Source organism: Exiguobacterium sp. H66 (assembly GCF_018618705.1).
GTDB lineage: Bacteria > Bacillota > Bacilli > Exiguobacteriales > Exiguobacteriaceae > Exiguobacterium_A > Exiguobacterium_A oxidotolerans.
Genome location: NZ_JACSMQ010000011.1, coordinates 1 through 14296, shown reverse-complemented (window position 1 = coordinate 14296; position 14296 = coordinate 1). Strand labels below are relative to the sequence as shown.

The following is a 14296-nucleotide window of genomic DNA, read 5'->3' as shown; positions in this document are numbered from 1 at the left end:
AAGCTTCTATGACGAACTAATCAATTGCCTACAATTATACAATAATTTCCTATCCTGCGACAGTGAAAATTGGCATGACCTCTTTTTATCTGTATTTCGCCCTTAAAAAAACCGCCTTCTCGACAGGTACGTCAAGAAAACGGTTTATTTTTAAGGGGAGACCCCCTTACTGATCTGAATTTTTTCTTCTTCGGATTTGTTCAAGCCGTTCGATGACATCTGCCGGCAAATCGATTGTCGACCGCGGTTTCTTGCTCGTCTTCGACATCGTCGTCTGTCCCTGAATGACGGCGACCGCTGCTTTCCAGTCCCGTCTCAACTCTTGTGCCGAGATGCGGAGTGCGCCGAGCGTAAAGATCACCCATTGTTCCGTGAAGTCGTTCGTCGCAACCGTCAGCTTGACACGGATGTCTTGTAACCACTCGGCTGCCGTTTTTTCTATCCATTCGTCAGCAGTTTCATTCTCGCGTGTATAAATGACCTCGAGTCCACTCTTTTTTAAGCGTGACTCGCGCCCTGGCTGAAGATAGGCATCAAAGACGATGGTGACACTAATTCCTGTCACTGCCTGATACTCCGCCATTGCATCGACCAATCGTTCCCGTGCTAATTCAAAATCTTGCTCCCGCAATGTCCGGAATTCCGGCCATGCACCAATGATATTGTAGCCATCAACGATCAGACGGTCATATTTCATCGCGCGTACGGCTTTCTCGTCCGGTACACTTCATACAATAAGAGTGACGCGGCAACGGAAGCATTGAGTGACGTGACATGGCCCGCCATCGGAAGGTGGACAAGGAAATCACATTTCTCTCGGACGAGGCGACTCATCCCTTTTCCTTCACTACCAATGACGATTCCAAGCGGCATCGTTCCGTCAAGCGTCCGGTAATCATCACTTTCACGCGCATCCGTCCCGACGAACCAAAGTCCTTTTTTCTTGAGGTCTTCCATCGTCCGCGTTAAGTTCGTCACGCGAACGACCGGAATATGCTCGATTGCACCCGTCGATGCTTTTGCGACGACTTGTGTCAATCCGACCGAGCGCCGTTTCGGAATGATGACCCCGTGCGCACCGACAGCGTCTGCCGTCCGAAGAATCGAACCGAGGTTATGCGGGTCTTCCAGCTCGTCGAGTAAGACGATGAGTGGTGTCTCATCCTTCTTCTCTGCTAGGGCAAAGATATCGTCGAGTTCCGCGTATTCATAGGCGGCAACTGCCGCAACGACACCTTGGTGGTTGTCGCTCCCTGTCAGACCATGCAGTTTTGAACGGGGGACGATTTGAATTTGGACATTCGCTTCTTGCGCCATCGCATGGATGACGGCGAGTGGACCTTTTTGTTGACCTTCCTGGATAAAGAGTTTATTCATTTCGCGTCCACTTCGTAACGCTTCGAGAACGGGATTTCGTCCGTAAAGGAAATCCTGCCCTTCCGCGAGTGGTTCGATGACGACCGGGTCCTCTTGTTTCTTTTCAACACGTTTTCGTTTTTCGCCAGTCTTAGGGCGCTGTCCTTGATCGACTGGGTTATTTTCCGTCTGTCGTTTCGGCTTCGAGTAATTCGAACGCTTGCCCGATGAGTTCTTCAAGACGATCCCCTCCTTCTGAAAGATAAATGTAGCCTAACAATGCTTCGAACGCCGTCGCGTAGCGGTACGTATGGACATCCGTACTTTTTGGTACAGAACCGGACTTCGCATTTTTCCCACGCCGGACGACGGCTTGTTCCTCTTCTGTCAGTGTTCCCTGATTGAGCCAATGTGTAACGACGGTCGCCTGTGCTTGCGCCCGGACATACTGGACCGCCGCTTTATGCAACTCGCCTGGTTTGACGAAACCACGGTCAAGTAGTCGCTCTCTTACATGCATCTCATAGACGACGTCTCCCATATAGGCGAGCGCGAGCGCGTTCAATTGTTTATAGTTCTTCATCCGCGCTTCCACCGCATCCCTTGTGCTGTATCTTCAAGCAAGATGCCCTGGTCGCGTAACTGATCGCGGATTTCATCTGCCCGTCCGAAATCACGATTTTTCCGTGCTTCGTTTCGTTCTGTGATCAACTGTTCGACTTCTTCGTCGAGCAGTCCGCGGTCGACCGTCAACGTTACACCTAATACGCCCGACAATTCATTGAAAACGGTCAGGAAGCGCTCAAAAACTTCTTTTGACACTTGTGCTTCTGCAAGATAAAGATTTGCTTCTTTCGATAAATCGAACAAATCCGTTACAGCATTCGCTGTATTGAAGTCATCATCCATCGACGTGATGAAATGTTGCTTGATGTCTTCAATCCGCTTTAACCATTTTTCGTTTGCCGTTCCGAGATCTGCCGTCATCGCGAGACGATGCTCGACGTTTGCGACCGACTCCCGAATTCGCGCGAGACCGTTGACCGCTTGATCAATCAGCTCACGGCTGTAGTTGATCGGATGACGATACTGAACAGACAGCATGAAGAAGCGTAAGACCATTGGATCGACGACTTGAATCGCTTCATGGACCGTCAAAAAGTTTCCGAGTGATTTCGACATCTTCTCGTTTTCGATGTTGACGAATCCATTGTGCATCCAGTAGTTCGCGAATTTTTGAGAATTGCATGCTTCCGACTGGGCAATTTCATTTTCATGGTGCGGGAATTTCAAGTCTTGTCCACCGGCATGGATATCAATCGTATCGCCAAGGTATTTCTTTGCCATCGCCGAGCACTCGATGTGCCAGCCGGGACGTCCTTCACCCCATGGACTTGTCCAAGACGGTTCGTCCGGCTTAACGGCTTTCCAAAGAACGAAATCGAGTGGATCTTCTTTTTTCTCGCCGACTTCAATCCGCGCGCCCGATTGTAATTCATCAATCGATTGCTGACTCAACTGACCATACGTCTCAAAACTCCGTGTCCGGAAGTAGACATCTCCACCTGAAGCATAGGCATTCCCTTTTTCAACGAGAACTTTGATGAAGTCGATGATATCATCCATCGTCTCCGTAACGAGCGGATGGACGTCCGCTTGTTGCACGTTCAAAGCGCCAGTATCTGCATGATACGCGGCAATGAAACGTTTCGTTAAGTCATGATAATCTTCACCGAGTTCATTTGCCGTCCGAATGATTTTATCATCGACATCCGTAAAGTTCGAGACGTACTGAACCTCATAACCGCGGTACGTAAAGTAGCGGCGGACTGTATCGAAGACGATTGCCGGGCGGGCATTACCAATGTGGATATAGTTATAGACGGTCGGTCCACAGACGTACATCTTGACCTTACCTTCTTCTAACGGTTTAAATGGTTCCTTTTTTCCGGTCATGCTGTTGTAGAGTTGTATCATTCCGAAGTCCTCCTTTGATTCGTTCAATTTCCCGTTTTAGTTCATCGATTTCAATTTCAATCCGTTCCTGGCACTCACTAACAGGATCCGGTAGACGGTGATCGAGAGGGGCCTCGACTTTCATTCCGTCCTGGATGACGACACGTCCCGGAATCCCGACGACGGTTGCGTTAGCAGGGACGTCTTTTAGGACGACTGAGCTTGCCCCGATTTTTGATGCATCGCCGACCGAAATATCACCGAGTACACGTGCTCCGGCTGAAACGAGCACGCCATTACCGATCGTCGGATGACGTTTGCCCGTCTCTTTGCCCGTCCCGCCGAGCGTCACGCCTTGAAAAATCGTCACATCGTCGCCGATGATGGCTGTTTCTCCGATGACGACACCCATCCCATGGTCGATGAAGAAGCGACGACCAATCGTCGCACCCGGATGAATTTCGATCCCTGTCAAGAAGCGGCTGAACTGTGAAATACTTCGCCCCAGTAACTTTAAGTTCAACTTCCATAACCGATGGGCTACACGGTGCATCCAAATCGCATGTAAGCCGGGGTACGTCAAGATGACTTCAATGCTACTGCGTGCAGACGGGTCTTGGTTGAATACATTGCGAATGTCTTCTCGTATACGTGTCATGTTCAATCTCCTCTCCATAAGAAAAAGCGCCCCCGTGCATCGCTGCACAGAGACGCTAATTAGCGCGGTCCCACTCTGTTTGGACGAATCACTCGTCCCTCTCCGTGTCCGTTAACGCCGGAGATACGTCTACGCCTACTCTCACTGATTTCGGGTAGCACTCAGAGGGGCATTTCATGGCAATTTTCTTCAAGCTCTCGCACCACACAAGCTTGTCTCTGGAGAAGAAACATTGACACTACTTTCCTCATCTACGCTTTATTTATACGTCTAGTCGCGCAAGTACGCGGTCTTTTCCTAATAGTTGAATCGTATTCGGAAGTTCTGGACCATGTGTTTGTCCCGTCGTTGCGACGCGGATTGGCATGAACAGATTTTTTCCTTTTTGACCGGTTGCTTTTTGTGTTGCCTTAATCGATGCTTTGATCGCTTCCGGCGTCCACTCTTCAAGTGTCCGCAATTGGTTCGCGAATTCAGCTAAGACGGTCGGAACCGTTTCGCCACTCAAGACAGTGTTTGCTTCTTCATCATACACCACTTCATCTTCAAAAAACATCTCTGAAAGCTCAACGACTTCCGCTCCGTGTGTCATCTGCTCACGGTAAAGTCCGACGAGGTTCTTCGCCCAGTCGAGTTCTTCTGCTGACGGCTCGTTTGAGACGCGTCCTGCTGCTTGAAGGAATGGAAGACTCGCTTCGAATACTTCTTCGAACGATTGATGTTTCATGTACTGCCCATTGATCCAAGCGAGTTTTTGTTGATCGAAAACAGCTGGACTCTTCGACAGGCGGGACGCATCAAAGATCTCGATGAATTCTTCTTTCGTAAAGATTTCTTGTTCTCCGACCGGCGACCAACCAAGCAACGTCACGAAGTTAAGTAACGCTTCCGGGAGATAACCGAGGTCTTTATACTGCTCGATGTACTGAATGATTGATTGATCACGTTTCGACAGTTTTTTATGCTCTTCGTTGACGATGAGCGTCATGTGACCAAATGTTGGATACTCCCAACCGAACGCATCATAAATCATCATCTGTTTCGGTGTATTCGAGATGTGGTCGTCTCCACGTAAGACATGGCTGATTGCCATCAAGTGATCATCGACGACAACGGCGAAGTTATACGTCGGGATTCCGTCTTTTTTGACGATGACCCAGTCCCCGAAGTCTTTTGATTCAAACGATACGTCTTCTTTGACGATATCGTTCCACGTATATGTCACGCTTTCCGGTACACGAATCCGAATCGATGGTGTCCGTCCTTCTGCGACGAATGCGTCTTCTTGTTCTTGCGATAAATCTCGGTGTGCACCTGAATAACGCGGTGCTTCACCACGTGCGATTTGTGCTTCACGTTCCGCCTCAAGTTCTTCCGAGGTCATGTAGCAACGGTAGGCGAGTCCTTTTTCAAGTAACTCGTCTGTGTATTTTTGATAAAGATCAAGCCGTTCCATTTGGAAGTAAGGACCGTAATCGCCACCGCGGCCTGGACCTTCATCCCAATCGATTCCGAGCCACTCGAGGTACTTCATCTGACTTTCAACGCCACCATCAATGTTTCGTTTTTGGTCCGTATCCTCAATCCGTAAAATCATTTTCCCGCCCGCATGACGTGCGAACAAATAGTTGAATAAAGCCGTCCGTGCATTCCCAATATGAAGGTGCCCGGTCGGACTTGGTGCATAACGTACACGTACTTCTGCCATTGCCGATCACTCCTTTAGTCTCAAATTCGCTTAATTAGTATACCTTATTCTTCGATTCGTTTCAGCAGAATCACAGCTTGGCACGCAATTCCTTCTTCACGCCCTGTAAACCCGAGCCATTCAGTCGTCGTCGCTTTGACATTGATCTGCTCGATGTCCGCTTCAAGCAGTTCCGCAATCCGCGCACGCATCGTATCGATGTACGGGCGTAATTTAGGCGCTTGCGCGATGACGGTCGCGTCTAAGTTACTCAATTCATATCCTTTACGCTTGACGAGTGCATAGACATGTTCGAGCAGTTTAGCAGAGTCCGCATCTTTGAACTCAGGATCGGTGTCCGGAAAATGTTTTCCGATATCCCCTTCTGCAATCGCTCCGAGTGCTGCATCCGCAATCGTATGGAGCAAGACGTCCGCATCCGAGTGACCGAGTAATCCTTTCGTATGTGGGATTTCAATCCCACCTAAAATGAGTTTCCGATCTTCTGCGAATGCATGTACATCAAAACCTTGTCCAATTCGAATCATCGTTATTTCCCTCGTTTCATTAGGATCGCTTCACCAAACCATAAATCATCCGGTGTCGTCACTTTAATATTTTCATACTGACCGGTGACGAGCGTCACCTTTCCTCCGTCCCATTCTATCAAACTTGCATCATCTGTACCTAAATAGTGTTCTGCTGCTTTTTGATGGACGGTTCGGATCGTGTCGAGGTCGAAGGCTTGCGGCGTTTGAGCTGCCATCAGTTCGTCACGCGGAACCGTTTCGACGATCGTCTCTCCGATGATCCGTTTGACCGTATCTTTGACCGGGACGGCGAGAATCGCTGCGTTGTGCTCGACTGCCGCCGCGACGACGGCATGAATCGCTGTCTGTTCGATGAATGGCCGGGCGCCGTCATGAATCAACACAATACCGGGTGCTTCGATGACTTCCAGTCCGCGTAAGACACTTTCTTGCCGTTCCCGTCCTCCGGCAACAAGGCGTACAGGCGTTGCGTACCGGTCCGTCACTTGCTCAAACCAGACTTGTTCCGCCGGATTGATGGCAAGAATGATTTGTTCACATAAGGGATCGGCTTCAAACACATCGAGTGTCCACTCAATGATTGAACGGTCCCGTAACAGCAGCATCAGTTTATTACGATCTGCGCCCATTCTTTTTCCGGCACCAGCTGCCGGAATGACGACGCGGTATGTCTGTTCTATCACTGCATTCCCTCTTTTCTCATAAGTAAAGACTGCCACAGATGTGGCAGTCCCTTATTTTTCTTGTGGCTTCGCAAAAATCATCCGTCCAGCAGACGTTTGAAGGACACTCGTCACGACAACACCAATCGTTTTCGAAATCAAGTGTTTACCACCTTCGACGACGACCATCGTACCATCTTCGAGGTAGGCAATCCCTTGCTTTTGCTCTTTTCCTTCTTTGATGACAAGCACCATCATCTCTTCACCCGGAATCACAACTTGCTTGACGGCATTTGCTAAATCATTGATGTTCAAGACGGGTACGTTCCGGACTTCACACACTTTATTCAAGTTGTAATCGTTCGTAACGACAATTCCTTTCATCAACTCTGCCAGCTTAATCAGTTTGATGTCGACTTCTGGTACATCCTCGAAGTCACCATCATAAATTTCGACTTCCATCCCAGGGATTGATTGGAGTTCTTTTAAGACGTCAAGCCCCCGGCGTCCACGATTTCGTTTTAATGTATCCGATGAATCGGCAATGTATTGAAGTTCCCCAATCACGAATTGCGGAACGATCAGTTTCCCTTCGACAAATCCGGTCTTCGCGATATCTGTGATCCGTCCATCGATGATAACACTCGTATCGAGTACTTTACTGTTTGATTTTGCGACAACAACGGGTTCCGGTGTCGACTTTTTATCCGAGTTACTACTGTTTGACCGTAAAAAGATTTTCGTCAACTCATGCCGTTTGCGATATCCGACCGTAAAGCCGAGGTATCCGAATAAGGCAGTTGCGAAAATGGTTAAGACATTACTAAGCAGCGGAATCCCGACAAGTTCGATCAACATGCTGACGAGAAATGCCATCACGAGACCTAGCAAGAGACCAAATGTTCCAAAGAATAAATCTGCAGCGGGCGCCTTTACTAGTTTTTCTTCTAAAAATCGGAGAAGTCGAATAACCGCATCCGTAATGAATAATCCAATTAATAAAAATATGAGTGCACCAATCGTTCCGGTTACGTATGTCGTCATCAACCATTCCGGGAAAGTCATCCCTGTCGCCGCTTCAATTAATTGAAATAACTGGGGCAATAACAAGACACCAAGCGCAAGACCGAGTAACGCGAAAAAGATTCGAATGATGATTTTCAATCTTCCCACCTCCTTCTATTATTTTAAGTTCATTGTAACATGTATTTATTTGAATCACCTACGCCTTAAGGTGGGGAAACTGTTTACATATCCATTACAGCCTCCCCATCTTTTCCTACATTTCAGGCGTTTAAAACGGGATGGTTTCGCGTAACGCTTCGTCAACACTTTCGACACCGATGACCGTGATGCCGTCCGGATAGGTCCATCCCCCGAGATTGTTTTTCGGAATGATGGCTCGTGTGAATCCGAGCTTCGCAGCTTCTGCGACGCGTTGCTCAATCCGTGAGACGCGCCGGACTTCTCCCGTTAAACCGACTTCGCCAATGACGACATCTGTCGGACGTGTCGGCTTGTCGCGAAAACTCGAGGCAATCGCGACACAGACGGCGAGGTCAATCGCTGGTTCATCTAACTTGACGCCACCAGCTGCTTTCAAATAGGCATCTTGTGTCTGGAGCAGTAAACCAGATCGTTTCTCAAGCACTGCCATCAGCAAGGCCACCTTGTTTTGATCGATCCCTGTTGCCATACGGCGTGGATTACCGAATGATGTCGGTGAAATCAGGGCTTGTAACTCAACGAGAACAGTCCGTGTCCCCTCCATCGAAGCAACGATTGTCGAACCCGATACACCGGACGTCCGCTCCTCGAGGAAGATTTCCGATGGATTCAAGACTTCTTCTAAACCAGACTCCCGCATTTCAAAGATTCCAATCTCGTTCGTCGAACCAAACCGGTTTTTGACGGCACGGAGGATCCGGAACGTATGGTGACGTTCCCCTTCGAAGTACAGGACGGCATCGACCATGTGTTCGAGTAAACGAGGTCCGGCAATCGAACCTTGTTTCGTGACGTGACCGACGATAAAGATGGCAATGCCGCGACTCTTCGCGATTTTCATCAGCATCGCCGTACATTCACGCACTTGCGTGACGCTACCAGGGGCCGACTGAATCTCATCGATATAGACCGTTTGAATCGAGTCGATGATTAAAAAGCCTGGTTTTTCTTCGTCGACGACCCGCTCAATCATATTCATGTCCGTTTCACTGAGCACGAATAAGTCTTGAGTCGGTAAACCGAGCCGTTCAGCGCGGAGTTTCGTCTGTTTGAGCGATTCCTCACCTGAGATATAGAGGACTTTTTCGCCGCGTTGTGCAAGGCGGGCACTTGTCTGTAACAGAATCGTCGATTTCCCAATCCCCGGGTCACCTCCGACGAGGACCATCGATCCGGGCACAATCCCGCCGCCGAGTACACGGTCAAATTCACTACTCCCCGTGAAGACACGACTTTCTTCTTGTGAGACGATATTTGCGAGGCGTTCCGGTTTCAATTGTTTCGTCGTCGTATGGACAAAAGCGGAACCGCGTCGTGCTTTCTTCTCCTCGACGACTTCTTCGACCATCGTATTCCATTCCCCACAGCCGGAGCAGCGTCCCATCCATTTCGGTGACTCCGTCCCACAGCTTTGGCAAACAAATTTCGTCTTCATTTTAGCCACTCTGTTCATCCTTTCTCTATCCAAGAAAAAGCCCAGCTTTCGCTTCGTACTTGCGAAAGCTGGACCCTGTTGATCACTTATTCTGTCGTTGCCGGTTCCACTTGGTGGCGGCGGACGATGAATTCATCGTTTTCTACATCAAGTGCAACACGTTCTCCTTTTTGAATGTCTCCCGCAAGCAATGCTTCCGACAAACGATCCTCAGCTTCTCGTTGAAGTGCACGACGGATTGGGCGAGCTCCGTATTCTGGGTCGTATCCGATGTCGGCAATCTTCGAAAGCGCGGCAGGTGTCAATTCAAAGTGAACCTGTTGTTCCGCAAGGCGTTTTTCGAGAGTCTTCGCCATGAGTTTGACGATCTCTTCGATGTGTTTTTTCTCAAGTGAGTGGAAGACGATCGTTTCGTCAATCCGGTTCAAGAACTCAGGACGGAAGGCTTTCTTCAGTTCGTCCATCACTTTCCCCTTCATGTCTTTGTATTCGCGGTCCGTATCGTCCGACACTGTGAACCCGACGTATTTATTCCGTTTGAGGGCACTTGCACCGACGTTCGACGTCATGACGATGATCGTATTACGGAAATCGACTGTCCGGCCTTTTGAATCCGTAAGACGTCCATCATCGAGCACTTGAAGCAAGATGTTGAAGACTTCAGGGTGAGCTTTTTCAATTTCATCAAGCAAGATGACGGAGTACGGTTTACGGCGTACTTTTTCAGTCAATTGACCGCCTTCTTCATACCCGACATACCCTGGAGGTGAGCCGACGAGTCGGCTTGTTGCATGTTTCTCCATGTATTCTGACATGTCGATTCGGATGATGGCATCCTCGTCACCAAACATCGATTCTGCGACGGCACGGGCAAGCTCTGTTTTACCGACACCCGTTGGACCGAGGAAGATGAATGAACCGATTGGACGTTTAGGATCTTTGAGTCCGGCACGTGCGCGACGGATTGCTTTTGAGATTGATTTGACCGCTTCATTTTGACCGATGACCCGACTATGAAGAATTTCTTCGAGACGGAGCAAACGATCGGTTTCTTCTTCAGCGATTTTCGTTACGGGTACGCCCGTCCAGCTCGCGACGACCTGCGCGATATCATCTTTTGTGACTTCAAGCTTCTCATTGCCTTGTTTGTTCTGCCATTCTTCTTTTAAGCGCTCGAGCTCATCGCGAAGTTTTTGCTCTGTGTCGCGTAAGCTTGCTGCTTTTTCGAATTCTTGGCTTTGGACGGCTTCGTCTTTATCTTTTCGGATGCCTTCAAGTTTTGCTTCGACTTCTTTTAAGTTCGGTGGTGCTGTATATGAACGAAGACGAACTTTTGAAGCTGCTTCGTCAATCAAGTCGATTGCTTTATCCGGTAGGAAACGGTCTGAGATGTAACGATCAGAAAGCGTCACCGCTTCTTGAATCGCTTCATCCGTGATCGTGACACGGTGGTGGGCTTCATAACGGTCACGAAGACCAAACAAGATTTGTGTTGCTTCGTTCGCTGTTGGTTCAGCGACTTGAATTGGTTGGAAACGACGCTCAAGCGCTGCATCTTTTTCGATATATTTGCGGTATTCGTCAAGTGTCGTCGCACCGATACATTGGAGTTCACCGCGCGCGAGTGATGGTTTTAAAATGTTTGACGCATCGATTGCGCCTTCTGCTCCACCTGCACCAATCAATGTGTGCAATTCGTCGATGAAGAGAATGATGTTTCCAGCTTGACGGATTTCATCCATGACCTTTTTCAAACGGTCTTCGAACTCACCACGGTATTTCGTCCCGGCGACGAGCGTCCCCATGTCGAGAACCATGACGCGTTTATTCCGTAACGTTTCCGGCACTTCATTGTTGATGATTTGTTGGGCGAGTCCTTCGACGACAGCTGTTTTACCAACACCTGGCTCCCCAATCAAAACCGGGTTGTTTTTCGTCCGACGACTCAAGACTTCGATGACACGTTGAATTTCTTTTGCGCGTCCGATGACTGGGTCGAGACGTGTCTCACGTGCTTGTTGCGTCAAGTCGCGTGCCAAGCCATCTAGCGTTGGCGTCGCGACGCCTGAGCCTGCTTGTGATGCGTTAGCTGTCGTTTCGCTGTTCCCAAGCAGTTGCAATACTTGCTGACGCGCTTTAGAAAGACTGATTCCAAGGTTGTTTAAGACGCGTGCCGCAACACCTTCACCTTCACGAATCAAGCCGAGTAAGAGGTGCTCCGTGCCGACATACGAATGACCGAGCTTACGTGCTTCATCCATTGAAAGTTCGATGACTTTTTTTGCGCGCGGCGTATAGTGAATCGTCGTCGCACCATCTTGTCCACGACCGATCAATGCTTCGACTTCCATTTGAATTTTATCTGAACTGAGTCCGAGTGCTGTTAAAGCTTTCGCAGCAATCCCATCTCCTTCACGTACAAGCCCGAGTAAAATATGTTCTGTCCCGATATTATGGTGTCCGAGTCGTACCGCTTCTTCCTGTGCAAGTGCGAGTACGCGTTGGGCACGCTCTGTGAATCGTCCAAACATCATTACGCAAAACCTCCTTGTGTGTGATCCCTGTGTTTCTGTTCGGTTAACATCTGACGAATCACATTCGCTCGCTCGATGTCCCGTTCTCTTGTTGTTAATTGATTCCCGAAATGCTTTTGTAGAAAACCTGTTTGTAAGGATACAAGTAAATGATGGAACACATTCGGTGCGAGATTGACAGCTAGTCCTAGCCCATCTGCTAAGCGAACATCGGATAGACGTTCCGTTGCTTCTCGTGCCGTAATTAAACGGGCGGATGTTAAAATGCCATACGACCGGTATAACCGGTCTTCTAGTTCTTCTTGATACATCTCCAATAATCCTTTTCTTGCGGCCTGTTCTGCCTCAATTAATGCTTCAACAGCAAAAAGATAATCCGTAATCAACATATCTTCACTCGCTCCAAGAGTCCGTTGATTCGACAGTTGAAACATCCGCCCAGAGGCGTCGCTGCCTTCACCATACCGGCCACGAATCGCAAAACCAAGCTGTCTCAAGTGCTTGACGTATCCTTGAATTTGATTCGTCAATACAAGTCCAGGTAGATGCAGCATGACAGAAGCGCGAAGTCCCGTCCCGACATTGCTCGGACAGGTTGTCAAATAACCGAGTGTATCATCAAAGGCAATCTTAAAACGTTCACTAATCAATTGATCGACTTGTTTCGCGATCCGAAAAGCTTCTTCGAGTTGTAGACCCGGAAACAATGTTTGAATCCGGAAATGATCTTCTTCATTCACCATGACGCTAATCTGTTCATCTTCACTAATGAACAATCCCGTCCGTGGATGGGATGCAAGTGCGGGACTGATTAAATGTTTTTCCACTAAAGCAGTCCGTGTCAGCGCATCCGCCTGGTCGACCCGTCCAAATCGGAATCCTTTTAGTCCACTCAACTGGCGTTCCGTTTCATCAATCAGTTCATTCGCCTCTTTTTCCGACAGCATCGTCGAGAACGGATATTGCATCGCATTTCGAGCTAAACGAATCCGTGTCGAGACGACGATGTCATCATAAGGGGCTTGTTGATTCATTTTTTCACTTAAAGGATGCGTCAATAATTCTTTAAACATGGCGCAAATCCTCCTCGACGCTAACAATCTGTTGTTTAATCAGTTCAGCTTCTTCGTAATCTTCTGACAAGACCTTCCGATTGAGTTGTTCTTTTAACCGGCTTAACTGTTGCTTCAAACGCTTTTCGACTGATTCTTCATCAGGGCGTGATCCATAATGTTTGGAGTGGCCATGCTGGAATTGACGGACCATTCCATCGACTTCATCCTTAAATACGGTGTAACACGTCTCACAACCAACTTTTCTCAAATGCAACAACTGTTGTCGTGTCATACCACAAGAAGGACACGTTGTACCTTGATACTCGCGCGCAAGCTCTCGGACACATACAGAACATAAAACACGCTCTGCTCCTTCCGTTTCTTGTGGAAGTTTGACACGTACGATTGCCTCGCGCTCTAAACAACGTTGACATCGCATATGGCATTCCTCCAATGCTACAATCGCTTGATGGTTTGGAGAAGTGATTGCATCAGATGCGCTCGCATCCGGTGTTGATCTTCTACATCCATCGGTAGACTTTCTTTTCGTAACAACGCTTGGATGATAATCGCTTCACGTCGCGTTAATAATTGTTCATTCATTAATCGAATCAAATAATCTTCAGCAGCCTGTTCGGTTAATTGATCACCGACCCAGGCACTCATCTCGTCTAAGAGATCGTGACTATCTAGCAAAACGATTTTCTGAATCCGGATATACCCTCCACCACCACGCTTACTTTCGACAAAATAGCCTTTTTCGACTGTAAAACGTGTGTTGATGACATAATTGATTTGGGAAGGAACACAATCAAAACGCTGGGCAATTTCTTGACGTTTGATTTCAACTTTTGTTTCATCATTTAAGATTTGTTTTAAATAGGCTTCGATGATATCTGTGATGTTTTGCATGGGCACCACCTCTCTGACCATCTTTGACTATTGTTTGATTTAATAGTAATCATCTTAAAAGTGAATTGCAAATAATTTAACTCTAAATGAACATACACAAAAAGACCGACCTGCAAGATGCAGATCGGTCTTTTTCAATTGCCTGGCAACGTCCTATCCTCACAGGGGGAAGCCCCCAACTACTTTCGGCGTTCAAGTGCTTAACTTCCGTGTTCGGCATGGGAACGGGTGTGACCACTTGGCTATCGTCACCAGACGACGGG

14 protein-coding genes, 1 rRNA gene and 1 other annotated feature are annotated in these 14296 nt (G+C 48.3%); all 15 genes read right to left on the bottom strand.

Annotated features, from left to right (window positions below):
* Positions 1-166 precede the first annotated feature (166 nt).
* The 15 genes from KNP88_RS14395 to rrf all read right to left on the bottom strand — a co-directional run bounded on the left by KNP88_RS14395 (position 167) and on the right by rrf (position 14289).
* Positions 167-697 (bottom strand): NYN domain-containing protein, encoded by a 531-nt coding sequence (locus KNP88_RS14395; RefSeq protein WP_088836001.1) that lies wholly within the window; start codon positions 695-697, stop codon positions 167-169.
* A complete protein-coding gene (gene rlmB, locus KNP88_RS14390; protein WP_088838388.1) occupies positions 694-1455 on the bottom strand; it encodes a 23S rRNA (guanosine(2251)-2'-O)-methyltransferase RlmB in 762 nt (253 codons plus the stop codon). The genes KNP88_RS14395 and rlmB overlap by 4 nt, the downstream gene beginning before the upstream one ends.
* 79 nt (positions 1456-1534) lie before the next feature.
* Positions 1535-1939: a Mini-ribonuclease 3 gene (locus KNP88_RS14385; protein WP_214805995.1), complete on the bottom strand. Its 405-nt coding sequence runs from the start codon at positions 1937-1939 to the stop codon at positions 1535-1537.
* Positions 1936-3333, bottom strand: a complete 1398-nt coding sequence (cysS, locus tag KNP88_RS14380; RefSeq protein WP_214846399.1) for a cysteine--tRNA ligase — start codon at positions 3331-3333, stop codon at positions 1936-1938. The genes KNP88_RS14385 and cysS overlap by 4 nt, the downstream gene beginning before the upstream one ends.
* Complete coding sequence (gene cysE, locus KNP88_RS14375; protein ID WP_214846400.1) at positions 3287-3970, bottom strand: serine O-acetyltransferase; 684 nt, start codon at positions 3968-3970, stop codon at positions 3287-3289. The genes cysS and cysE overlap by 47 nt, the downstream gene beginning before the upstream one ends.
* 45 nt (positions 3971-4015) lie before the next feature.
* Positions 4016-4233: a binding site (T-box leader), on the bottom strand.
* Positions 4233-5678, bottom strand: a complete 1446-nt coding sequence (gene gltX, locus KNP88_RS14370) for a glutamate--tRNA ligase (protein ID WP_214767893.1) — start codon at positions 5676-5678, stop codon at positions 4233-4235. Its footprint overlaps the feature before it by 1 nt.
* Before the next feature lie 44 nt (positions 5679-5722).
* Positions 5723-6205, bottom strand: coding sequence for a 2-C-methyl-D-erythritol 2,4-cyclodiphosphate synthase (gene ispF, locus KNP88_RS14365; protein ID WP_029332239.1), 483 nt, complete (start codon positions 6203-6205; stop codon positions 5723-5725).
* 2 nt (positions 6206-6207) lie between these two features.
* Positions 6208-6891 (bottom strand): 2-C-methyl-D-erythritol 4-phosphate cytidylyltransferase, encoded by a 684-nt coding sequence (gene ispD / locus KNP88_RS14360; RefSeq protein WP_214894446.1) that lies wholly within the window; start codon positions 6889-6891, stop codon positions 6208-6210.
* A gap of 51 nt (positions 6892-6942) precedes the next feature.
* Positions 6943-8034, bottom strand: a complete 1092-nt coding sequence (locus KNP88_RS14355; RefSeq protein ID WP_088835995.1) for a PIN/TRAM domain-containing protein — start codon at positions 8032-8034, stop codon at positions 6943-6945.
* Positions 8035-8164: 130 nt separating this feature from the next.
* The gene (gene radA / locus KNP88_RS14350) at positions 8165-9541 is read right to left on the bottom strand and encodes a DNA repair protein RadA (protein ID WP_029332236.1); all 1377 of its coding nucleotides are present in this window, start codon (positions 9539-9541) and stop codon (positions 8165-8167) included.
* Between the two features lie 77 nt (positions 9542-9618).
* Positions 9619-12066 carry an ATP-dependent protease ATP-binding subunit ClpC gene (gene clpC / locus KNP88_RS14345; protein WP_088835994.1) on the bottom strand — a complete coding sequence of 816 codons (2448 nt, stop codon included), beginning with the start codon at positions 12064-12066 and terminating at the stop codon, positions 9619-9621.
* Positions 12066-13139 carry a protein arginine kinase gene (locus tag KNP88_RS14340; protein WP_214846401.1) on the bottom strand — a complete coding sequence of 358 codons (1074 nt, stop codon included), beginning with the start codon at positions 13137-13139 and terminating at the stop codon, positions 12066-12068. The genes clpC and KNP88_RS14340 overlap by 1 nt, the downstream gene beginning before the upstream one ends.
* Positions 13132-13560, bottom strand: coding sequence for a hypothetical protein (locus KNP88_RS14335; RefSeq protein ID WP_214894444.1), 429 nt, complete (start codon positions 13558-13560; stop codon positions 13132-13134). The genes KNP88_RS14340 and KNP88_RS14335 overlap by 8 nt, the downstream gene beginning before the upstream one ends.
* A 17-nt stretch (positions 13561-13577) precedes the next feature.
* The gene (locus tag KNP88_RS14330; protein ID WP_088835991.1) at positions 13578-14033 is read right to left on the bottom strand and encodes a CtsR family transcriptional regulator; all 456 of its coding nucleotides are present in this window, start codon (positions 14031-14033) and stop codon (positions 13578-13580) included.
* A 140-nt stretch (positions 14034-14173) separates the two neighbouring features.
* A 5S ribosomal RNA gene (rrf, locus tag KNP88_RS14325) occupies positions 14174-14289 on the bottom strand.
* Positions 14290-14296: the final 7 nt, after the last annotated feature.